Annotated in this window: 17 protein-coding genes; 16 read left to right on the top strand and 1 reads right to left on the bottom strand. The window is 65.5% G+C overall.

Annotated elements, in window-relative coordinates; translation table 11 throughout:
• Window positions 1–183 precede the first annotated feature (183 nt).
• The 3 genes from ACXAFN_RS10990 to ACXAFN_RS10980 all read left to right on the top strand — a co-directional run bounded on the left by ACXAFN_RS10990 (window position 184) and on the right by ACXAFN_RS10980 (window position 6567).
• A complete protein-coding gene (locus tag ACXAFN_RS10990; protein ID WP_474988652.1) occupies window positions 184–1377 on the top strand; it encodes a FliC/FljB family flagellin in 1194 nt (397 codons plus the stop codon).
• A 203-nt stretch (window positions 1378–1580) separates the two neighbouring features.
• Window positions 1581–6134, top strand: a complete 4554-nt coding sequence (locus ACXAFN_RS10985) for an FkbM family methyltransferase (protein ID WP_474988650.1) — start codon at window positions 1581–1583, stop codon at window positions 6132–6134.
• 193 nt (window positions 6135–6327) lie between these two features.
• A complete protein-coding gene (locus ACXAFN_RS10980; protein ID WP_474988648.1) occupies window positions 6328–6567 on the top strand; it encodes a DUF2835 domain-containing protein in 240 nt (79 codons plus the stop codon).
• On the opposite strand, the gene ACXAFN_RS10975 is transcribed toward ACXAFN_RS10980, so the two are convergent.
• Complete coding sequence (locus tag ACXAFN_RS10975; RefSeq protein WP_474988646.1) at window positions 6561–9263, bottom strand: bifunctional diguanylate cyclase/phosphodiesterase; 2703 nt, start codon at window positions 9261–9263, stop codon at window positions 6561–6563. The genes ACXAFN_RS10980 and ACXAFN_RS10975 overlap by 7 nt on opposite strands.
• 229 nt (window positions 9264–9492) lie before the next feature.
• On the opposite strand from ACXAFN_RS10975, the gene ACXAFN_RS10970 reads away from it, so the two are divergent.
• The 13 genes from ACXAFN_RS10970 (at window position 9493) to ACXAFN_RS10910 (ending at window position 23134) form a co-directional block, all read left to right on the top strand.
• A complete protein-coding gene (locus tag ACXAFN_RS10970) occupies window positions 9493–11175 on the top strand; it encodes a PilZ domain-containing protein (RefSeq protein WP_474988644.1) in 1683 nt (560 codons plus the stop codon).
• A gap of 78 nt (window positions 11176–11253) precedes the next feature.
• The gene (gene fliD / locus ACXAFN_RS10965) at window positions 11254–12639 is read left to right on the top strand and encodes a flagellar filament capping protein FliD (RefSeq protein WP_474988642.1); all 1386 of its coding nucleotides are present in this window, start codon (window positions 11254–11256) and stop codon (window positions 12637–12639) included.
• Between the two features lie 57 nt (window positions 12640–12696).
• Entirely contained in the window at window positions 12697–13122 is a 426-nt protein-coding gene (gene fliS / locus ACXAFN_RS10960; protein WP_474988640.1) for a flagellar export chaperone FliS, read from the top strand.
• 1 nt (window position 13123) lies between these two features.
• The gene (gene fliT / locus ACXAFN_RS10955; RefSeq protein WP_474988638.1) at window positions 13124–13504 is read left to right on the top strand and encodes a flagellar protein FliT; all 381 of its coding nucleotides are present in this window, start codon (window positions 13124–13126) and stop codon (window positions 13502–13504) included.
• Entirely contained in the window at window positions 13501–14820 is a 1320-nt protein-coding gene (fliK, locus tag ACXAFN_RS10950) for a flagellar hook-length control protein FliK (RefSeq protein ID WP_474988636.1), read from the top strand. Before fliT ends, fliK begins: the two co-directional genes overlap by 4 nt.
• Window positions 14817–15098: an EscU/YscU/HrcU family type III secretion system export apparatus switch protein gene (locus ACXAFN_RS10945; protein WP_474988635.1), complete on the top strand. Its 282-nt coding sequence runs from the start codon at window positions 14817–14819 to the stop codon at window positions 15096–15098. The genes fliK and ACXAFN_RS10945 overlap by 4 nt, the downstream gene beginning before the upstream one ends.
• A gap of 312 nt (window positions 15099–15410) precedes the next feature.
• Window positions 15411–15743 (top strand): flagellar transcriptional regulator FlhD, encoded by a 333-nt coding sequence (gene flhD / locus ACXAFN_RS10940; RefSeq protein WP_474988634.1) that lies wholly within the window; start codon window positions 15411–15413, stop codon window positions 15741–15743.
• Window positions 15733–16308, top strand: a complete 576-nt coding sequence (flhC, locus tag ACXAFN_RS10935) for a flagellar transcriptional regulator FlhC (RefSeq protein WP_474988632.1) — start codon at window positions 15733–15735, stop codon at window positions 16306–16308. The genes flhD and flhC overlap by 11 nt, the downstream gene beginning before the upstream one ends.
• A gap of 228 nt (window positions 16309–16536) precedes the next feature.
• Window positions 16537–17409, top strand: coding sequence for a flagellar motor stator protein MotA (gene motA / locus ACXAFN_RS10930; RefSeq protein ID WP_474988630.1), 873 nt, complete (start codon window positions 16537–16539; stop codon window positions 17407–17409).
• Window positions 17406–18365 (top strand): flagellar motor protein MotB, encoded by a 960-nt coding sequence (gene motB / locus ACXAFN_RS10925; RefSeq protein ID WP_474988629.1) that lies wholly within the window; start codon window positions 17406–17408, stop codon window positions 18363–18365. The genes motA and motB overlap by 4 nt, the downstream gene beginning before the upstream one ends.
• Before the next feature lie 30 nt (window positions 18366–18395).
• Window positions 18396–20798: a chemotaxis protein CheW gene (locus ACXAFN_RS10920; RefSeq protein WP_474988627.1), complete on the top strand. Its 2403-nt coding sequence runs from the start codon at window positions 18396–18398 to the stop codon at window positions 20796–20798.
• Complete coding sequence (cheW, locus tag ACXAFN_RS10915; protein WP_474988626.1) at window positions 20795–21292, top strand: chemotaxis protein CheW; 498 nt, start codon at window positions 20795–20797, stop codon at window positions 21290–21292. Before ACXAFN_RS10920 ends, cheW begins: the two co-directional genes overlap by 4 nt.
• Window positions 21293–21523: 231 nt before the next feature.
• Window positions 21524–23134: a methyl-accepting chemotaxis protein gene (locus ACXAFN_RS10910; RefSeq protein ID WP_474988624.1), complete on the top strand. Its 1611-nt coding sequence runs from the start codon at window positions 21524–21526 to the stop codon at window positions 23132–23134.
• Window positions 23135–23171 lie beyond the last annotated feature (37 nt).

Raw genomic sequence — 23171 nt, 5'->3', positions numbered from 1 at the left:
CGCATCGGCGCCTTGGCTGGGTCTTTCGGTCATCCAGGAAAAATTTCGACCCGCCCCTAAAGTCACTGCCAAAGCCGCCGTTAAAGGGAATAACGGCCAACGGCGCCGTTGCGGCAGGCCCCAGCCCAGGCATGGCCCCGGGGCGGCCAATGGAGCCCTCAACAGAACGGGAAGGAAATCACCATGTCCGTGATCAATACCAACATCACTGCGATGATCGGCCAGCAGAACCTGGCGGAATCCAAGAACGCCCTCTCCACTTCCATGGAGCGCCTGTCTTCCGGCCTGCGCATCAACAGCGCCAAGGACGACGCCGCCGGCCAGGCCATCGCCAACCGCATGAGCGCCCAGATCACCGGTCTGAGCCAGGCACAGCGCAACGCCAACGACGGCATCTCCGTCGCCCAGACCGCCGAAGGCGCGCTGAACCAGGTCAACGACAACCTGCAGCGCATCCGCGAACTGTCCGTTCAGGCCCAGAACGACACCAACTCCGCCGACGACCGTGCCTCCATCCAGGCCGAGATCGACCAGCGCCTGACCGAGATCGACCGCATCTCCGAGCAGACCAACTTCAACGGCGTCGAGGTGCTGGGCAAGGATCAGAACCTGTCCATCCAGGTGGGTGCCAACGACGGCGAGGCCATCGAGATCGGCCTGGAAGAGATCACTTCCAGCACCCTGAGCCTCGACAGCTTCAACGTGAATGGTCCGGGTGCAAACCTGGGGACCGCCGCAGCCGCTGATTATGAAGCCGCCTATGGCGAAGGCACCGGGGTTGCCAACAACACCGTGGCTGCTACTGGCTTCAGCGATGAGCTGGCGACAAATCTGGGTATCGCGACAGGTTCTGTGGCGACCGCCGGCACCGCTCAGGTCGACGACGATGGCAACTGGTATGTTGACGTGACCATCACCGCGGCGGACGCTTCCGAGGTCAAGGCGCTGGAGCTGCAGGGTATCGAAGCGACGTCCGGCACTGCCGTGACCTTCCAGGTTGCCCTGGATCCGGCCGAGGCGACGATTGCCACCGGTAACACCACGGCAGCCTTCACCGTGGACGGTACAGAGCTCGGTGCGGATGACCTGCTGAGCGGCGCCACTGCCAACCCCATGGAGCAGCTCGATGGCGCCCTGAAGAAGGTCGATGAGCTGCGCTCCGACCTGGGTGCCATCCAGAACCGCTTCGAGTCGGCGATCACCAACCTGTCGACCAACGAGACCAACCTCTCGGCGGCTCGCTCGCGCATCGAAGATGCCGACTACGCGACCGAAGTGGCCAACATGACCCGTAACCAGATCCTGCAGCAGGCCGGTACCTCGGTTCTCGCCCAGGCCAACCAGCTGCCGCAGAGCGCCCTCTCGCTGCTGGGCTAACAGCGGCTCGCCATCGCTCGGCACCTCCGAGTGCAAGGCCCTCCCGGATGGGAGGGCCTTTTCGTTGGTGGCATCTTTCTCGTGGGCCCGGCCCCTCAAGCCCGTCAGGTGTGCGTGAACCCGGACGCTTTTCGTGTCTTTGCCGGCCGTGCCGGTTGGTTATCCTGTAACGTTGACTCCCCTAGGTTTATAGGATGCTGGTTATGGCAAAGGCGAGCAAGAGAAAGAACCCGCGCAAGATCAAGGCCTCCACACTGGAGGGGCAAGTTGCCACGATGAGTATCGAAAAAGCCAAGAGCCTTGTGGCCAGGCATCCAGATAATCCGGAAGGCTGGAAGCAGCTTGGGGCGCAGTTAGTCAATAATAGTCAGTATCAGGAAGCGCTGGATGCATTGAGCGAGGCCCATCGGCTCGCACCAGAAGATGCCGAGGTCATCGCGGTACAGGCGAGGACATATCACCAGCTGGGGGACGTCGATACTGCTGTACATCTGCTGGGCAGGGCCATCGAGGTAAAGCCGAATTATGCCAAGGCGCATAATTACCTGGGCTACATCTATTATTCCAAGTCCGATTTTGACCAAGGTCTGCGGCATGCCGAGAAGGCGTGCGAGCTGGCACCGCACGATGTCGACATGTACAACACGCTCGGCAACATACTGGCCAAGCGTTTCGAATACTCACGGGCCAGGGAGGTGTTGACCAAGGCCACCAGGTTGGAACCTGGGCGTTATCTCTCCTGGAACAACCTGGGTAATGTGCTGAGCGAGATGGGAGAACTGGATACGGCCTTGAAGAGCTACGAGAAGGCGCACAAGGCTAATCCTGCTGCAACGGGACCCTTTTCCAATCTTATCACGGCCCACCATTACCACCCCGGCAAGGACAAGCTTGAAATCCTGAAACTCTGCAAGAGTTGGGAAAATACATTCGCTTCCCGGTTTAAAGAGCAGGCGGTTGAGACCGAAAAAAAGCCTGAAAAGACATTGCGGATCGGGATGATCTCCGATGGCTTCCGCGGACACCCTGTTGGCCGCATGGTGACGTCCGCCCTGGAGCGGGTGTCTCGCGATCAGATAGAGTTCTACCTCTACACGACCAATAATTCCAACGATGCCATTACCGAGCGGCTGAAGAAAGTCGCGGCCAAGTGGGGGCAGGTACATCCATTGAGAGACGATGAGGTGGCTGAGGCCATTCGAGGCGATGGAGTGGATATCCTGATCGATCTCGCCGGCCATAATTCGGGTAATCGTATCCTGGCAGTCGCCCAGCGGTGTGCGCCCGTTCAAGTGAAGTGGGTCGGTGGGCTGATCAATACGACGGGCGTCAAGTCGATAGATTATCTCATCAGTGATCACATCGAGACGCCTCAGGGCTGCGATGCCGCATACACGGAAAAGCTGATCAGGTTGCCGGATGACTATATCTGCTACGACCCTCCTGGGGGCTATGAGCCGAGCGTAGGACCGCTGCCGGCTCGTCGTAATGGTTATCTGACGCTGGGATGTTTCAATAACGCCACCAAGCTCAACAAGGTGGTGTTGCTGGAGTGGGCAAGGATCATGCGCGATATACCGGCATCGCGTCTTTTACTGAAGGGCATGCAGTATAAAAGCGAAGAGCGCTGCCAGCAGATCATCGATATCATGGCCGCCGAGGGAATTGGCGAAGACCGGCTCGCCCTCGAAGGCCCTTCTCCCCACGCAGAGCTGCTGGATGCCTATAATCGGGTCGATATCGCCCTGGACCCCTGGCCTTACTCCGGCGGACTGACGACCTGTGAGGCCTTCTTGATGGGGGTTCCGGTGGTGACGCTGCCCGGTCCTACCTTCGCCGGTCGCCATAGCGCCACCCACCTGGTGAATGCCGGGATGCCCGAACTGGTCGTCAACAGCTGGGAGGAATACCGGGCCCGCGTACTGGAGCTGGCATCGGACCTGGACAGCCTGGCCACCATTCGCACGCATCTTCGCCAGACCCTGCTGGCGTCGCCAGTCTGTGATGCCGGGCGCTTCGCCAAGCACCTTACCGCAGCCATGCGGGCCATCTGGCAGCGCCACTGTGGAGATAAGACTCCCGCCGCGCTTACCTTCAACAAGTTAGGTGAGGCGCGGTTCGAGGATGAGGATGCCCCTGTCGACATCCAGTACGCGGCTGCGTCCGAGAAAAGCGATGAGTTCCAGTGGCAGTTCGAAGGCAAGCTCATTGCCGTGGACAATGGCGGCCGGCTTCTCGAGAACGACGTCATTCGTCAGCTGTTGCAGAGGGAAGCGCTCGAGTTGATCGCCTTCGATCCCAGCAGTCGGGCGTTGGAAACTTCACTGAAGCAACATCAGGGTGTGCATTACTACCCGAATGCCACGCTGGGGAGTGGCCAGCCCGGCCGGCTCCATGCCTGCCTCGACCCTAGGCTCAGCGCGAGCCTGGCGCCGCTGGAGGATGAATATCAGTCGAAAGAGATCCGCAGGGGGCGTCAGGTACTTACAAGACTTCCACTCAACACCATCGCACTGGATAGCATCGACGGTCTGCCTGCGATCGACTGGCTGGTGCTGGATGAATTGAGTGATGCGACTACTATCCTCGAGCATGGTCCCCAGTCGTTGAAGGACACCTTGCTGGTGCAGGTCAGGGTCGCGTTTCAGCCTACCCACGAGCACCAGCCGAACCTGGCGGAGCTGCAGCACTGGGCCAGCCGCAACGGCTTTCGCTTCTACCGACTGCACGAGCCTCGGCACCACAGCCACCTCCCCGAGGAGATTCCAGAGGCACAACGACAGGCCACCGAGCTGACAAGTGCCGACGCACTTCTTATCCCCAGCCATGCGCGCTTGGCGGATCTGTCGGACAATCAGCGCATCAGACTCGCCTTCTTGTTGCACACCCTGTATGGCATCAAGGATACGGCGCATGCATTACTGGTGGAGGTGAGCGGGCAGAAAGCCGAGGGCTATCTGAAGAAAGAGGTGGTCGTTGGCGCTGTGGGCTCCATCGGTGACGAGACGGCTCCAATGGCGGCGACTCTCAGTAAAGACGCCGAGATCCGCACCTTGGCTGGTGACGGCCGAGGAGTGGAGGAAGCAGGCACTGTATCGCCAGTGGGCAGTGCTGGTCATACGGCAATGGCGCAGCCACTGGAAGGCGCCGATAGTCCTTCGCGGGTCTCGAAGGATCAGTCTCCCCTCGAGGATGGAACGGTCGATCGGCTATGGGAGCTGGAGGATCCAATTTATGTGGTTGATATTGGTGCTAATCCCATCGATGGTACGCCACCATATGCTGGAATGTTAAATAAGGGAGTCATTGAGCTTGTAGGTTTCGAGCCCCAGCGAGATGCCTTGCGGAAGCTTCAGGAAAGGAAAGGTCCGCATGAGACATACTTGCCTCATGCCGTTGGCGACGGGGAGAGGGCCAAGCTTTACTTGTGCCAGGCGCCGGGCATGACTTCAACCCTAAAGCCTAATCATCGCCTGCTTGATCATTTCCAGGGATACCCTATCTGGGGAAAGGTCAGGGAAGAGGAGGATATCGATACGGTCAGGCTTGACGATGTCAATGATATTAAGAAAATAGACTGGCTAAAGATCGATATCCAAGGCGGAGAGCTAAGCGTTTTCGAGAATGCCGAAGAGAAGCTAAAGAATGCCCTGGTCATTCAGACTGAAGTTAATTTCATTCAGCTTTATGAGGGGCAGCCACTGTTTGCCGAGATAGATCAGTGGATGAGATGCCATGGGTTCATGTTGCATACCCTGCTGGAAGAGAGAAAGCGCGTATATGCGCCCATGCGAGTCAATGGTGGTATACATCAAGGGCTTAATCAGCTGACTACGGCAGATGCGGTTTACGTGAGGGATATCAACAAGCTTCAAGGCATTGTTCCTGACGATATCAAGAAAATGGCCTTCATCATGCATGAGGCCTATGGGAGCTATGATCTTAGCCTTCGACTCCTTCGTGGGGTGATACCTGACGAATGGCAAAAGAAATATATTGAAAGAGTTGGGAAAGGTCTGCCTCTAAGCCTTCGCTGCCAAGACGATTCACTGGCGCCTTTGCGTCACTTGTTTGTCGTCGGATGTGGGCATACGGGAACTACTTTGATGGCAACCATCTTGGGTGAGAATAAGGCTATACATACCATAAAGAGAGAGACTTCATGGTTCCTTAAGGATGGCGATATTTCGCAGAGTCTCGTCGTGGAGGAGGGCTATGCACGGGAGGCGGGAAGTGAGTGGCTTTGTGAAAAGACACCGCGACATGTCTATTGCAAGGAAAAGATAAAAGCCAGGTTGCCCGAGGCTAAGTTTGTCGTGATGACGAGGGGTGCAAAAGATGTCGTGGCCTCGATAAAAAATCGCACGGGAGATTTCGATCATTCGTTGAGTCGCTGGATAAAAGATAATAATCAGGCAATAAAGGTTTCCTCTGAGTCTGATGCCATTCTGGTTCGTTATGAAGATCTTGTCGAAAATCCAGATAAGGTAGTGTGTGAAATCTGCGATTTTATCGGTGTCGAATACACCAGTGATATGCTGAATTACCATCGCTCCGAGAGTGCCTGGTTTGGCGTCAACCCAAAGCAGACGGATGGCAAGGGAGAACAAGCCCATCTGGAACGCAGGGCCTGGCAAATGAGCCAGCCGATCCAGGATAGAAGAGGTGTTTGGGTAGAGCACCTTACTGAAGATGAGGCCAGAAGAGTGGATGAGTCTTGTGAGGCGGTAATGCATGGTTTGGGCTATAACGTTTAATCGTTGACACCATGGTATCGCTTCCAGAATGTCGACCTCATAGGCCGGCGATATGCCATTACGGCGGCATCGAGGGGCCGCCAGGCGGTGCGAATGATCTGACCGTGTGGGTTGAGGAAAGAGGCGTGGTGGTGCCAGCTCTGGATGCTCGCTGAAGGCACCCCCGTCATTGGCTTGAGGAGCGCCAAGGCCCATGCCCACCATCGACGTGATCATCGAGCTCTCCCCCGAGGCCTGCCTGGCCCATTATGAGGGCCGGGTGGGCGTGGTGCATACCCGTAGCCTGGACGGGCGCAGCGTGGCCTTCCCGGCCGAGGCGCTGCGCCGGGTGGTGGCTCGGGATGGCGTGCATGGGGTGTTCCGGTTGAGCTTTTCCGCGGCGGGGCGCTTCGAGGCTATCCAGAGACTCTCGGTGTCACCCCGCTCTCACTGACGTTTTTCTGGTCGCCGGCCTATCGGCCTCCCATGGCACTGCCCCAGGTCGCCGCGAAGTCGGCGGGGGGGCAGGGGGCGGCCGAAGTGGAAGCCCTGGGCCTGGTCGCAGCCCAGCCGGGCCAGCTCAAAGGCCTGTTCCTGGGTCTCCACGCCTTCGGCGACGGTCTGCATGCCCAGGCTGCGGGCCATGGCGATGATGGTTTCCACGATGGCGTGGTCGTGTGGGCCGTCGAGCATCTCGCGCACGAAGGACAGGTCGACCTTGAGGGTGTCGGCGGCGAAGCGGCGCAGGTAGGCCAGCGACGAGTAGCCGGTGCCGAAGTCGTCGATCGACAACGTGTAGCCGGCGTCGCGCAGCGAGCGGGTGATCTCGATGGCCTGCTCGGCGTCGCGCATGACGTCGCTTTCCGTCAGCTCCAGGTCGATGGCCGAGGCCGGGGTGTGGCGGGTCAGGCTGGCGATGCGCCGAACCAGGTCGGGATCGGCGAACTGCTGGGCCGAGACGTTGATCGACAGCCGGCCCGGCAGCGCCATGCCGTCGCAGCGCCAGGCGGCCAGCTGGCGGGCGGCCTCCTCGAGCACCCAGTCCCCCAGCAGGCGAATCAGCCCGCGTTCCTCGGCCAGCGGAATGAACTCCCCGGGGCTGACCCAGCCCCATTCCTCGTCGTGCCAGCGGCAGAGCGCTTCGGCCCCCACCAGCCTGCCGCTGGCGAGGTCGAACTTGGGTTGATAGTGCAGCGCGAGACGACCCTCACCGATGGCGTGATGGAGGCGCTCGGTCATCTGCTGCCGGCGCTGAAGCGCCTGGGTCATGGTGGCATCGAAGGGGCAGGTGCCGTCGGTGTGCTGCTTGGCGTGATAGAGGGCGATGCTGGCGAACTTGAACAGTTCCTCCGGCGAGACGGCGTCCCGCGGATACTGGGCGGTGCCGATGCTCACCGTCAGCGAGAAGCGGCGGTGATCGAGGTCGATGGGGTGTCCCACGGCGCGGCGCATGCGCGCCAGGCATTCCTCCACGGTCGTCGCCGTGGCCCGGGGCACGAGCAGGGCGAACTCGTCGTTGGAGAGTCGTGCCAGGCTCTCCTGAGGCGCCAGTACGCGCCGCAGGCGCTCGGCGAGGGTGGCGAGCAGCCGGTCGCCGACCCGGTAGCCGTGGGTGTCGTTGATCTCCTTGAAACGGCGAATGTCGAGCAGCAGCAGGGCCAGCGGCGTCTGCTCGCGTTCGGCGGCCCGTCGCTGGCGGTCCAGGTCCTCCATGAAGCGAATCCGGTTGGGCAGGCCGGTGGTGCCGTCGGTGTAGGCCAGCTGGTGCATGCGCTGATGATCGCTGCGGCGTTCCAGTTCGGCGGCGGCGCCGTTGGACAGGATGCGCAGCACCGAGGTGGCGAAGGCATCGGTCTCCGGCGGCTGGCGATACAGCACCATGAGCAGCCCTATGGGCTTGCCCTGGGCGTCGTCCAGCCGGCGGCCGATCCAGGCGCGGGTATCGGCCGGGAAGCCCGGCAGGCAAGGGTCTCCCGCCTGCCGCTCCATGACTTCCTGCTCGTCGAGCAACGCCGCGCCGGGCGTGCCGGAAAGGGCCAGGCGATAGCGCTCCAGGGGGCGGCCATCGACCAGGGCGCTGACCAGGCTCATGTCGAATTCGGCGGAAGGCCCGGGCGTCGTCTCCGACGCCTCGGCGGCGGGCTCCAGCAGGGCGACGAAGCCGGCATCGGCCTCGAGCAGTCGGGTGAGGGTTCCCACCAGCTGATGGAAATAGTCGTCGCCGGTCCGGCTGCTCACGGCCGCGGCGACCTGGGTGACGGCTTCCTGCACGCGCTGGGCCTCCTGCTGCTCGGTGACGTCGGTGACGAAGCCCTCCAGGCAGTCCACCCGGCCCATTGCATCGAAGATGGCCTGGCCCTGTTCCCACATCCAGCGCAGGTGGCCGTCGGCGGTCCGCAGGCGGTAGACGACGCGAAAGGGCTCGCGACGTGCGACGGCCTCCTGCACCGTGTCGTCGACGCGCTGCCGGTCGTCCGGGTGGATGAGCTCGAGGTAGCTGACCCGGCGATTGCGGGTGAGGGCCTCGGGGGGATGGCCGGTCAATGCGGCGGCCCCCTGGCTGACCAGCAGCATGGTCCAGCTGGCGTCGTTGAGGCAGCGGTAGGCCATGCCGGGCAGGTGGTCGAGCAGGGTGTCCAGCCGGCGTTCGCTGGCTCTCAGGGCATACTCGGCTTCCCGTCGGCCCAGTTCGGCACCGGCCTGGGTCGCGGCGATGCGCAGCAATTCGTGTTCCTGATCGCTGGGTGTCATGGGGCGGTTGGCCAGCACGGCCAGCAGCCCCAGGAGATCGCCGTTCGCGGTGAGCAACGGCAGGCCAAGATAGCTCTCGGCCCCGAGTTCCCGAAGCATGATGTCGCGAGGGAAGTGCGCCTGAACGTCATGGGGATGCAGGCAGGTTTGCCGACCGGCAACCGCCTCGCAGGGGGTGCCGGTCAGTGGATATTGAAGGTTTGCCCGGTGGCGCCCCTGCGACCAGACGGCCAGGGTGTGGGCCTCACCCTCGCAGACCCGGGCGATCAGCACATGATCGGCCCCCAGCAGTTGTGCCAGCCGTTCCACCAGGGTATCGAAGAAGTCGGTGGCTCCGCTGTGGCCGAGCCCTTCGGCGAGTCGTCGGAAGGCTTCTTCGGCGGTGATCCGAGCGGGCATCGATACGGTCTCCCTTGCCGGTTTTGGTGGTGTCTCGGGCCGTCGTGTGTTGCGCCACATAGACAGATTGCTCTCTGTTGTCGTTTCACGGCAAGTCCTGGCATGCCAACGCTGCGAGCGGGAGACACCGGGATCAAGTTGTGCCGATGTCGGCCGATAGAGTGCCGAAACCCTTCATCAATAGCACAACCCGAGAGGCCCAGGGATGGCGCAGGACGGCTATACCAGAGTGGAAAATCCCGTCGAGATAGATCGTCTGCTCGAGGCGCTGAGCGAGCCGGGTGGCGCCTCCCTGCAGCTCGGCGAGGGCGGCGAGCCGCTACCGGTGCTGCTGGCCGAGCAGCGCTCGGGTGAAGGGATGGCGCTGGATATCAGCGCCATCCGCGAGGTGGCCGGCGAGCTCCAGCGCGGCCAGCCCTTCCGGCTGCTCGGCCAGGCCCAGGGCAAGATGGTGCGTACCCCCGAGCTGGCCATGGAGGAGTGCCGGCAGCAGGACGGGCGATTGATCTGCCGCTGCCCCTATCCCTACCACCTGGAGGTGCTGCAACGCCGCGAGACCTTCCGTGCCCGCCTCAGGCTGGGCATGGAGGTCGGCGCCATCCTGCGCGACGGGGAAGGCAAGCGGGTGCAGGGCGATCTCAAGGACCTGTCGCTGGAGGGCTGTCGGCTGGAGCTGCCGCTGGCGGCCTCGAGCCTGCTCGCCGAGTCCCCCCTGCCGCTGGATATCGAGCTGTGCTTTCCCGATGGCACGCGCTGTGCCCTGCGCGGCAAGCTGCGCCATCGCCGCGTGGATACCGAGCGCCAGGCGGTCATGGCGGGGTTTCGCTTCTCGGGCAACGGTCCCGAGCAGGAGCGCAAACTGTGGTATCTGGTGCGCGAGATCGAGCAGGAATCGGCCCGTCACGTCGAGGGCGGCGAGGCCTCGCGGCTGCCCTCGCTACTGTTCCAGGGCGCGGCCGCGAACGGCCCGGAGGTCGGGCGGCGCAGCATGAAGGCCTATGCCACGCCGATGGCCAGACGGCTCGCGCGCATCGCCGGCTACCTGGATGCCCAGATGCTGGAGCTGCGGGACGGCAACGAGGTGGATGGCGTGCAGCTCTCGAGGCACGCCGATCGCCTGCTGCGGCTCCACGAGGAGGATCGCGAGGCGCTGCTGTTCGCCAGCCACTGCCTGCACGACGAGTCCTGGCTGGTAGGGCATGGCCTCGGGGTGGCCGTGCACCTGCTCGACCTGGTGGGGGTGAACGCCGTGCCCCAGGAGCTGCGCAAGGCGCTGGTGGCCAGCGCCATGCTGCACGACCTGGGCAAGTCGATGCTGGCGGACGAGGCTTGGCAGCGGGTGGACCCGGTGGCCGCGCCTCCGGCCGAGCTGGCCGAACACATCGCCCGGCTCGAGAAGCGAATGGGCCGCTGCCAGTGGCTCTCCTCTGCGGTCTTCGGTTCGGTGGTGCGGCGCATCAACGAGCGGCTGGACGGCAGCGGCTATCCGGCTGGGCTCGGTGGCGAGGCGCTCGGCGAGCTGGAGCGCGCGGCGGCGGTGGTCGATGTGGTGGATACCCTGCGCCGGCCGCTCGGGGGGCGGGCCGCCTGGCCCGTGGGGGCCATCTATCGTCACCTGATCGATGCCGACCAGGCCTTCGACCCGCGCTGGGTCAAGCGCTACATCCGGCGCTTCGGCCTCTTTCCCGTGGGCTCGCTGGTGCGCTTCGCCGGCGGCAAGCTGGCCTGGGTCCAGGGCGTGGACGAGCAGGGCCGGCCCTCGCGGGTGCAGCTCACCGAGGCGATCGCACCGCCCGGCGAGGCGCTGGGTGAGGTGCTGCTCGGCGAGGTCGTCCAGCGCCTCGGCGACCCCCGCGAAGAGGTGCTGGTCGACCCTAAAGTTGGCGCGGCAATCGCCGATACCCCGAAATAGCCCGTCCGACAGGGCCTGTTCGGCACCACTCGTATCGCCGCGCCTTGTCAGACTCACTGCCTACAGGAAGGAAGCGTCATGGCCTCGATTTCATCACTGGGTATCGGTTCGGGATTGGACCTCAACGGCTTGCTCGATCAGCTGGAGAGCGCCGAGCGGAAGCAATTGCAGCCGCTGCAGACGCAGCAGGCCAGCTACCAGGCCAAGATCTCCGCCTACGGCAAGCTGGAGAGCGCCCTGTCCTCCTTCCAGGAGGCGGCGGCCAAGCTCAACGACGAGGCGCTCTACCAGAGCCTGTCGTCCAGCGTGACCGGCGACAGCGTCGCCGCGACCGCGACGGACGACGCCCAGCCGGGCACCTATGACGTCAATGTCACCAACCTGGCGCGGGCCCAGAGCATCGCCAGCGAAGGCTTCGCCGAGCGGGATGCCCCGCTCGGCAGCGGCACCATGACCATCGAGGTCGGCACCGGCGACGATGCCCAGACGCTGAACCTCGCTATCGCCCAGGCCGACAGCTCCCTCGAGGGCATCCGTGATGCCATCAACGCCGAGGATGCCGGGGTGACCGCCAGCATCGTCAACGATGGTGGTGCCAGCCCCTATCGGCTGGTGCTGTCCAGCGCCGAGACTGGCACCGAGGCCGCCATCCAGTCGGTCAGTTACACCAGCGACGCCGGCGACACCGCCCTGGAGAACCAGCTCTCCTATGGCGGCAGCGGCACGATCACCCAGACCGTTGCTCCCGAGAACGCCGAGCTGACGGTCAACGGTATCGATATCACCAGCCAGTCGAACACCGTGGAGGGGGCCATCCAGGGCGTGACCCTGGATATCGCCGAGGAAGGCGAGTCCAACGTCGAGGTAGAGCTCAACAATCGGGCGCTGCGCGAGGCGGTGACCGGCTTCGTCGATGCCTACAACGACTTCAAGTCGACCGCCGGCAAGCTGACCAGCTTCGATGCCGAGAGCGGCGCGGCCGGCGAGTTGCTGGGCGACAGCACCATGCGCAGCGTCGAATCGCGGCTACGGGGTGCCCTGAACGGTGGCTCGTCGAGCGGCGAGTTCGGGTTGCTCAGCGACATCGGCATCAGCCTGGAGCTGGACGGTACATTGACGCTCGATGACGACAAGCTCGACGAGGTGGTGCTGAACGATCGCCAGGCGTTGACCGACTTCTTCTCCGGCACCGAGGAGGCCGATGGCCTGGCGGACATCCTGGACACCACCCTGGGCAACCTGCTCGCGGAGGGCGGTGCCCTGGAGAACGCCACCTCGGGGCTGGAGTCGCGTATCGAGGGACTGGACGAGCGCTACGCCAGCATGGAAGCCTCCATCGACAACACCATTGCGCGCTATCGCAGCCAGTTCAGCCAACTGGACGGCATGATCGCCAACATGAACCAGACCAGCACCTATCTGAGTCAGCAATTCAGTGCACTCAGCTCGCAGCTGGGACAGTAATCCCGGCGACCAGGCCGTCGTACGCCGGCCTGGCCCGGGAATGAGAGGGGGACGAGGATGAACGCCATGCGAGGAGCCGCCGCCTACGGGCGTGGTGCGAACGCCTATGCCAAGGTCGGGGTCGAGAGCGGCGTGATGGCCGCCAGCCCTCATCAGCTGATCGTGATGCTGTTCGACGGCGCCCAGGCGTCGATCCGGGCGGCGCGCATTCACCTGGAGGCCGGCAACACCGCCGAGAAGGGCAAGGCGATCTCCAAGGCCCTGGATATCGTCAACAACGGCCTGGCCGCGGCGTTGGATGCCGAGCGCGGCGGCGACGTGGCCGGGAACCTGGCTTCGCTCTACGACTACATCGCTCGGCTGCTGCTGTCGGCCAACCTGAGCAACGAGGTGGGCAAGCTCGACGAGGCCGAGCGGCTGCTGGACGATATCGCCTCGGCCTGGCGGGAGATCGAGCCCCAGGCCCAGGCCGCGGGAGGCTGACATGACCGAGACCAGCGAGGCGGTGATCGCCGGCTACCAGGGCCTGCTGGAGCGCAGCGAGCGCATGCTGGCCATGGCCCGCGAGGCCGACTGGCCGGCCCTGGTCGACCAGGAGGCGGACTACGTCCAGCAAGTGGAGCGCATCGCCGAGCTGGATGCCCGGCATGCCCTGGAGCACGAGGCCCAGGTGCGCAAGGCCGAGCTGCTCGAGCGAATCCTCGAGAACGATCTGGAGGTACGCCGCCACCTCGTCCAGCGCCGCGACGAGCTGGGCGAGCTGATCGGCTCGTCTCGCCGGCAGCGTGACCTGCAGCGTGCCTACACGAACGGCGGGGCCCAGGTGCTCTCCGCGGCGTCCCGCTTCGGCCAGGGTCCGGTGTGAGCGGCATCACGCCCCTGATCGACACCCTCCTGCACCAGGTGCTGGGCAAGCGCGTCGACGTGCCCGCGCCCAAGCCGCTCAACCAGCCGATCAAGCCCACCGCGCCGGCCGAGGCGCCAAAGGCCGTGCACAGCGATTCGCGTCTCGATGCGCGTGCGCCGTCCCCGACCGCCGGCGAGGTGGCGAAGGGGGCGTCGCGCGGTGCGTCCGCCACCCCCGCGCCGCCCCAGGGCGCCCCGCTCTCGGCCGCGACCCACTTCAGTGCCACGGCGCGCACCATCGCCGACCTGCTGGTGCGCTTTCCCGCGCCGCCGTCGGCGATCTCTCCCGCTGCGCCCCTGGTGGCCGCCGGCGAACAGGCGGCGACGCCGGACCAGCTCGCCCAGCGGCTTGCCGGCAGCATCCGTGACAGCGGCCTGTTCTATGAGTCCCACCTGGCGCGCTGGTATCAGGGCGGGCTCTCTCGCCAGCAGCTCAACCGCGAGCCGCAGATGCTTCAGATGTTGCAGCAGCTGCGCTTCACGCCGTCGCCTGCCACGGCAGCGACGCCCGCCGCGGTGGCCGGCCAGCCCGGTGCCAATGTGCCCGCCGATGCCGCGGCGGCGAAGGTTGGCCTCGAGGCCCTGGCGGCCCGCGTGCAGGCGCTGCGGCCGCCGGTGCCGTTCCTGGCCGTCGGCGCCATGGCGCGGGGAGCGAGTGCCGCGCCGCCCCCCCTGGCGGGAGGCGGGGCGAGCACGCTGATGCCGCCGGCCGGTCCGGTGACGCCGGGCACGATGCCGGCCTCGGCCGTCGGCGAGGCGACCACGGCCGCCGCACAGGGGCGTGCGTCGGGCGACGCCGGGCGCGTGCCGATGCCCCCCCTGGCGGGGGGCGGCGAGGCGGTCAGGGCCGAGGCGCCACGCGACCCCCTCGCCGACGGGTTGCAGCATCTGGTTCGCCACCAGCTGGAGATGCTGGCCACGCCCAGCCTGCGCTGGGAAGGCGATGTCTGGTCGGGCCTGTTCATGGCGCTGGTGGTCCAGCTGCCCCAGGGGCGTCGCGACGGGCAGCCGGGCGGTGAAGAGGCCGACGGCGAACGGCGAAACGACGCCCACGGCTGGCGCTCCGAGCTCGAGCTCGAGGTGGCGGATCTGGGGTCGCTGACGGTCTCGCTGTGGATGCGCGAGGCGCGCCTGGACATCGACCTGCGGGTCCGCGAGGAGGCCGCACAGGCCCGGCTCGAGCCGGGCCTGGAGGCGCTGCGTCACCGCCTGGCGGGCCATGGCTTCGATGATGTCAGGCTGCGTCTCGACGTGGCCGCGGAGGGCGAGAGATGAGCGATGCGGATGGTGCGTCTCGCCGCCAGGCGGTGGCCTTGGCCTACCAGGAAGCCAAGGGGGCACCCCGGGTGGTGGCGCAGGGCTATGGCGAGCTGGCCGAGCGTATCGTCGAGGAGGCGCGGCGCCAGGGTGTCTTCGTGCACGACGCCCCGGAGCTGGTGGGATTGCTGATGCAGCTCGATCTTGACGAGGAGATCCCGCCCCGGCTCTACCAGGTGATCGCCGAGCTGCTGGTCTGGGTCAGGGAGATGGCCCCGCCGCGCCGGGACGAGTGACGCGGCGATCGACGCACGACTGGATTGTTATTTTTGGTAAAAAAATGTTTCCAAAAAGTTCTTCAGTAGTGGAAAACATCATTCCAACGGAATGTTTTAGTAGCACTTTTTCATGAAATTGATCTAAGTCAATGTCATTGCGTTGGTAGGCGTTGGAGACTACATGTTGCATAGTCACTGACCACATAGACAATGTTATAAAAATGACAACAAGCATCGGTATGTTGTGCATTTCGTGGCATGGGGGTTCGCCCCCTAACGAGCACGGCGGCAGACCGTGACGCTGGAATATGCCAATAAAAGCAGGGAATTATGAAAACCAATCCGCACGTCGACGAGATTCGTGAAATGAATCTCGCCTATCTGTTACTCGCCCAGCGGTTGCTGAATGACGACCGGGTCGAGGCCATGTTCCGCCTCAAGATCGATGAGGAAATGGCCGATCTCCTGACCTCGTTGAACGCCCAGCAGCTGGCGCGCCTGGCCAACACCAACCAGCTGCTGTGCCACCTGGGCTGCGAGGGGGCCGACCAGCTGCGTCAGGTGGTCGACAACCCCCGCGATCAGGGGCTCGCCCATTTCCACTCGTCGTTGCTGATGGCCTCGCGTTCCATGCTGTCGCAGGGAGGCGGTCATGTCGGCTAAGAGCCTGTTGGATGAGTTGCAGCAGGTCCAGCTCGCCATCGACCTGATCGAGCTGGGGGCGCGCCTCCAGGTGCTGGAAACCGAGACCGACCTCAGCCGTGCCCGGCTGATCCGGTTGTTCAAGGAGGTTCGCGGCATGTCGCCCCCCAAGGGCATGCTGCCGTTCTCCACGGACTGGTTCATCACCTGGATGCCCAATATCCATTCCTCGCTGTTCTACAACGTCTTCCGGCGGCTGCTGGAGGATCACGGCTGCGGCCGCATGGAGGCGTTCATCAAGGCCTATCGCCTCTACCTGGAGCAGGTGGAGATCGACGGCGCCGAGGCGGTATTGGGGCTGACCCGGGCCTGGACCCTGGTACGCTTCTTCGAGAGCGACCAGCTTCAGCTCTCCGAGTGCGGTCGCTGCCACGGGCACTTCGTGGCCCACGCCCACAGCCCGACCCACGACTACGTCTGCGGGATCTGCCAGCCGCCCTCCCGGGCCGGCAAGACCCGCAAGCGGCGGGATGCAGAGGCAGCGGTCGCCCGGCCGGTGTCGCTCGAGGCGCTGCGACACGCCTGATCGTCGCCCGCCCCGGAAACGCTCCGGGGCGGCGGTCAGGCGGCATGGGCACGAACGAGGCCGCCTCCGGATCTCCCGTCCGGAGGCGGCCTCGTCGTGTCGGTGAAGCGGACTTAGGGTTTCCCGCCCCGCGGCAACTTTCTCGCCCGCCGCCCTCAAGTCCTGCCCGGTATTGGCCGATAGCTCATGTCAGAAACGTCATTCACGTGTCGGCGAAGGATATCGGTCGTGCTGATTCCCATTGGTTATCTGGTCGTTCTGTTCTCGGTGTTCGGTGGCTTCGTGCTGGCCGGGGGCAGCCTCGGGCCGCTCTTCCAGCCCACCGAGCTGTTGATGATCGGCGGCGCCGGCATCGGTGCCTTCGTCGCCTCCAACAACGGCAAGGCCCTCAAGGCCACCTTCCGCATCCTGCCGCGGCTGCGCCGCTCCAAGAAATACGACAAGGCGTTGTACATGGAGCTGATGGCGCTGCAGTACAAGATCCTGACCAAGATTCGCCGCGACGGCATGCTCGGCATCGAGCGCGACATCGACAATCCCCAGGACAGCGCGCTGTTCAACGAGCATCCCAAGGTGCTGTCGGATCCGCTGATCATGGCCTTCCTCACCGACTACCTGCGGCTGATGGTCAGCGGCAGTATGGATCCCATGGAGCTCGACGAGCTCATGCTCCACGAGATCGAGGCCTTCGAGCAGGAGGCGCACATCCCGGCCGACGCCATCCACAAGGTCGGCGACGCCATGCCCGCCTTCGGCATCGTCGCCGCGGTCATGGGGGTGGTGAAGGCGCTGAGCGCCTCCGCCGCCGACCCGGAACAGATGGGTGTGATGATCGCCCATGCGCTGGTCGGCACCTTCCTCGGCATCCTGCTCGGCTATGGCTTCATCATGCCGCTGTCCAGCCGCATCGAGCGCCAGACCAAGGAGGTCGAGAAGGTACTGCAGTGCATGCGGGTGACCCTGCTGGCCAGTCTGCACGGCTATGCCCCGCAGCTGGCCGTGGAGTTCGGCCGCAAGGCGCTGCATAGCCAGGAGCGCCCCGGCTTCAGCGAACTCGAGGAATATGTGCGTGAATCCAGGGCGGGTGTGGGGAGCGCATGAGTCAGGGGGACAACCGCCGGCCGATCATCATTCGGCGCAAGAAGGTCGTCAGCGGGCACCATGGCGGCAGCTGGAAGATCGCCCTGGCAGACTTCATGACGGCCCTGATGGCGCTGTTCCTGGTGATGTGGATCCTCTCGACCTCGAGCCCCGAGCAGCGCGAGGGGGTGGCCGACTACTTCAGCACGCCGCTGGTCGCGGCGATCACCAGCGGCGATCGCTCGGCCGTGAGCCAGAACGTGATTCCCGGCGGTGGCCCCGATCCGACCTTCCAGGAGGGCGAGCGGGCGCGCATCGACCTGCGCCAGCAGACGCGGCCCAGCGAGCGCCAGCGGCGCGCCTTCCGTGATCTCCAGGAACGCATCGAGGCGGCCATCGAGGCCGACCCCGACCTCAAGCAGCTGCGCGACCAGCTGCGCTTCGACATGACGCCTGAGGGGCTGCGCATCCAGCTGCTGGACACCGAGCAGCGGCCGATGTTCGAGCTCGGCAGCGCCCGGGTGGCCTCCTACATGCGTGACCTACTGCGGCTGATCGCGCCGCTGCTCAACGAGCTGGACAACGACCTGAGCATCAGCGGCCACACCGACAGCCTGGCCTATCTCAACGGCGTGCGCGGCTACGGCAACTGGGAGTTGTCCTCGGCGCGAGCCAACGCCTCGCGTCGCGAGCTGGTGACCGGCGGGCTGGAGGCCAGCAAGCTGCTGCGCGTGGCGGGCTTCGCCGACCAGGTGTCGATGCCCGACACCGAGCCCAGCGACCCGATGAACCGTCGCATCGAGCTGCTGGTGCTGTTCGAGGCGGTGGCCGAGCGCATCCGCTCGCCGCGGGCGATCGACGGCCTCGGAACGCCCTCGACGCTGGGCGGCGGGAATCGCCGGCCATCCACCGACTCGCCGCTGGAACGCTTCAACCGACAACTCAACGAGGCCCTGGGCCCGGCATCATCGCCCTGAAGGGCACCACACATCTGGGTGGGGAACTGCATGGATATCACCGATTTCTATGACACCTTCTTCGAGGAGGCAGAGGAGCTGCTGGCCGACATGGAGCGCCATCTCCTCGAGCTCGACGTCGACGATCCCGACGCCGAGCAGCTCAACGCCATCTTCCGGGCGGCGCACTCGATCAAGGGTGGCGCCGGTACCTTCGGCTTCGACGTCCTGCAGAAGACCACGCACCTGTTCGAGAACCTGCTCGACCACACCCGCCAGGGCGAGCTGACCCTGCGCCGGGACATCGTCGACACCTTCCTGGAAACCAAGGACATGCTGCACGACCAGCTGGACGCCTATCGCAACGACGAAGAACCCGACCAGGACGCCTTCGCCCGGATCTGCGAGACCCTGCAGCGCCTGGCGCTGGAGGAGATCGGCCAGTCCCTGGACGGCACCGAGGCGGCCGCGCCTCCCTCGTTGGCGGCGTCCGACCCCGAGCCGGCCGTCCAGGCCGCGCCGGCAGCCGACGACGAGGCAGCGCCCGAGGGGCAGGCCCGGCTGGCGGTGTCGCTGCTCAACGTCGGCGACAAGGATCGCGGCCTGCTGGTCGAGGAGCTCGAGCAGCTCGGCGAGATCGAGGCCAAGGGCGGCGACGCGAGCTGCTACCGGGTAACCCTGAGCACCGCGGTGGGCGTCGAGGACATCGAGGCGGTGATGTGCTTCATCGTCGAGCCCGACCAGCTTCGGATCGAACCCGCGAGCGAGGCCGGGAGCGCCGCTCGGGGGGGCGACGCCTCGCCCGTCGGCGAGCCCCGGCTGACGGTGTCGTTGCTCAACGTCGGCGAAAAGGATCGCGGCCTGCTGGTGGAGGAGCTCGAGCAGCTCGGCGAGATCGAGGCCAAGGGCGGCGACGCGAACTGCTACAGAGTGACCCTGGCCACCACGGTGAGCGCCGAGGACATCGAGGCGGTGATGGGCTTTATCGTCGAGCCCGAGCAGCTGCGTATTGAACGGTCCGACGCATCGGCGGCCGGCGCTCCGGGGTCCGACGCATCGTCGGCCGGCGCCCCGGAAGGCGTCGAGCCGGCCCGGGATGCCGCGCCCGAGCAAGGCGCCGAGCCCGCCGCCGCACCGCCTCCGGCCGCCAAGGCGGCCACCGACAAGCCCCCACGCGACAAGCCCAAGGCCAGGAAGGCCAAGGCCGGCGGCGGCGAGTCCAGCTCCATCCGCGTCTCGGTGGAGAAGGTCGACCAGATCATCAACCTGGTCGGCGAGCTGATCATCACCCAGTCGATGCTCGACCAGACCGTCAGCGAGCTCGACAACGTCAACCACAGCGGCCTGCACAACGGCATGAGCCTGCTGCAGCGCAACGCCCGCGACCTCCAGGAAGCGGTGATGTCGGTGCGCATGATTCCCATGGACTTCGTGTTCAGCCGCTTCCCGCGCGTGGTGCGCGAGACCGCCGGCAAGCTGGGCAAGGAGATCGAGCTGGTCACCGAGGGCGCGGCCACCGAGCTCGACAAGAGCCTCACCGAACGCATCATCGACCCGCTCACCCACCTGGTGCGCAACAGCCTGGACCATGGCATCGAGGCGCCCGACGCCCGCGAGGCCGCCGGCAAGCCGCGCACCGGCAAGCTGACGCTGTCGGCCAAGCACCAGGGCGGCAACATCCTGATCGAGGTGATCGACGACGGCGGCGGCCTGAACCGCGAGAAGATCCTGGCCAAGGCCCGGGAGAGCGAGCTCAACGTCTCCGACGGCATGAGCGACGACGAGGTCTGGCAGCTGATCTTCGCGCCGGGCTTCTCCACCGCCCAGGAGGTCAGCGACGTCTCCGGCCGCGGCGTGGGCATGGACGTGGTCAAGCGCAACATCCAGGCCATGGGCGGCAACGTCCAGATCATGTCTCGGCCCGGCGAGGGCACCACCATCCGCATCGTGCTGCCGCTGACCCTGGCGATCCTCGACGGCATGTCGATCAAGGTCGGCGACGAGGTGTTCATCCTGCCGCTTTCCGCGGTGCTCGAATCGCTGCAGCCCAGTGCCGATGACCTCTACGCCATGGCCGGCGACGACGTGGTGCTCAAGGTCCGCGACGAGTACCTGCCGGTGGTGCCCGTCCACGAGGCGCTGGACGTGGCCGACGCCAAGACCGAGCTCGACGACATGATCGCGGTGATCGTCCAGGGCGAGGGCCGCCGCTATGCCCTGCTGGTCGACGAGCTGGTCGGCCAGCAGCAGGTGGTGGTGAAGAACCTCGAGACCAACTATCGCAAGGTGCCCGGCGTCTCGGCGGCGACCATCCTCGGCGACGGCAGCGTGGCGCTGATCCTCGACATCACCGACCTGCACCGCCTCAACCGAGCCAAGAAGGAGGCGCGGCGCGGACAGCGCGTCGACGCCGCCCCCACGACCCTTACCCGCAAGGAGGTAGAGCCGTCATGACCACCCAGACCACCGACGCCGCCCTGGCCGCCACCGAGGAACACAACCGCGAGTTCCTGGTGTTCTCGCTGGGCGACGAGGAATACGCCATCGACATCCTCAAGGTGCAGGAGATCCGCGGCTACGAGAACGTCACCCGCATCGCCAACGCGCCGGACTTCATCAAGGGCGTGACCAACCTGCGCGGGGTGATCGTGCCGATCGTCGACCTGCGCATCAAGTTCCGTCTGGAGAGCGTCGAATACGGCGGCCAGACCGTGGTCATCGTGCTCAACGTCGGCGAGCGCATCGTCGGCATCGTGGTCGACGGCGTCTCCGATGTCATGACCCTGACGCCCGAGCAGATCAAGCCGGCCCCGGAGTTCGGGGTGACCCTGTCCTCCGACTATCTGAGCGGCCTGGGCAGCCTCGAGGACCGCATGCTGGTGCTGGTCGACATCGACAAGCTGCTGACCAGCCAGGAGATGGCGCTGGTCGACAGCGTGAGCGAATAAGCCAGCACCTCGATACGAACGTGCCGGGTCAGGCGCCCGTAGAGATGAGCGCCGGGGACAAGTCGGCGCGAGGGTTTTTCGACCAGGGACGGCGAAAGTAGCGCCCATGGACGGGTTTATAGCGCCTCGCGAAGGCTTGTCGCCGGGAAAGCTCACAACGCTCTCCGGCCATGGCTCTACCAACAACAACACACCCAACAAAACAACAACACACCCGACAAGAGGTGACGCGTGCGCCAGCTGACAATGACACAGAAACTGTGGGGATCCCTGGGCATCATCTGGCTGGCCATGGGCCTGATGGTGGCCTGGGGCGCCTGGGAGAATCGCCAGACCATGCTGGAGGAGCGCCACGGCGCCCTTCGCGACTACGTCCACCTCGCCGTCGGCGCGATCGAGGCGCAGGCCGAGCGGGCCGACACCGGGGAGATCAACGTCGCGCAGGCCAAGCGGCGTGCCGCGGAAATCGTCAAGGCCATGCAGTACGACGACGGCCGCGGTTATCTCTACGTCTTCGACGACGACTTCGCGCTGCTCAGCCATCCGCGCCTGGCGGTGGGCACCGACGTCGGCGACTTCCAGAACGTCGAGGATCGCTACCTGTTCCGGGAGTTCGCCGAGGACGTGGTCGCCGATGACGGCTACGTCGACTACCTGTGGCCCCACGAGGCGGGCAGCGAACCGATTCCCAAGTCGTCCTACCACGAGCGCTTCGCGCCCTGGGGCTGGACGATCGGCACCGGCGTCTACATCGACGACATCGACGCCGCCTTCCTGGCCTCGCTGTTCCGCTCGCTGCTGGCGCTGCTGGTGGTCGGCGTGCCGGTGAGCCTGGGGATGGCGCTGGTGATCCGCGGCGTGACCCGCTCGCTGGGCGGCGACCCGCGCTATGCCGCGTCCTCGGTACGGGCCATCGCCGACGGCGACCTGACCCGCGAGGTGCGCCTGCGCGACGGCGACGGCGACAGCCTGCTGTTCGACGTTGAGCGCATGCGCCGGGCCCTGGTCACCACCATCGGCGATATCCACCGCGACAGCGATGCCGTCAACCACGAGGTCGAGGCCCTGGGCGAGGGCAACGACGAGCTGTCCACGCGCACCGAACAGCAGGCCTCGGCGCTGGCCGAGACCGCCTCCAGCATGGAGCAGCTGACCACCACGGTGGGCCACAACGCCGACCACGCCGACCAGGCCCGCGAGGTCGCCGCGGACACCGCCGGCAGCGCCGAGCGCGGTCGCCAGGCCATGGCGGAAGTGGTGAGCGCCATCGACGCCATCAACGACAGCGCCACCCGCATGACCTCGATCGTCGACACCATCGACTCGATCGCCTTCCAGACCAACATCCTGGCGCTCAACGCCTCGGTGGAGGCGGCCCGGGCCGGCGAGCACGGCCGCGGCTTCGCGGTGGTGGCCGAGGAAGTGCGCCAGCTGGCCAGCCGCTCGGCGGACGCGACCCGGGAGATCAAGGCGCTGATCGAGCGCTCCGACGACCAGGTCGTGGAGGGCAGCCGGCGGGTCAAGGACACCGACGGCCTGATCGCCGGCATGGCCGGCGACATCCAGCGGCTCAGCGGGCTGGTGGAGGAGATCTCCACGGCGACCCGGGAGCAGCGCCAGGGCATCGAGCAGGTCGGCGTGGCCGTCACCCAGATGGACCGCATGACCCAGCAGAACGCCGGGCTGGTGGAAGGCAACGGCGCCGCCGCACGCCGGCTGGTGGCGCGGGCCCAGCACCTGCGCGAGCGGGTCGCCCACTTCCGGCTCGAGACGGGCGGCGAGGCCCCGGCGGCGCTGCCCGCGGCGTCGCCGGCCCACGCGCCGGAGCCGGCCGAGGCCTGACCCAGAGATTCGTCTATCGGGGCGGCGAGCGATCGCC

This window comes from Halomonas sp. ABH4_019, from assembly GCF_056159885.1.
Note: the sequence above shows the minus strand (reverse complement) of the source record. Positions and strands in the feature narration are given on the sequence as shown.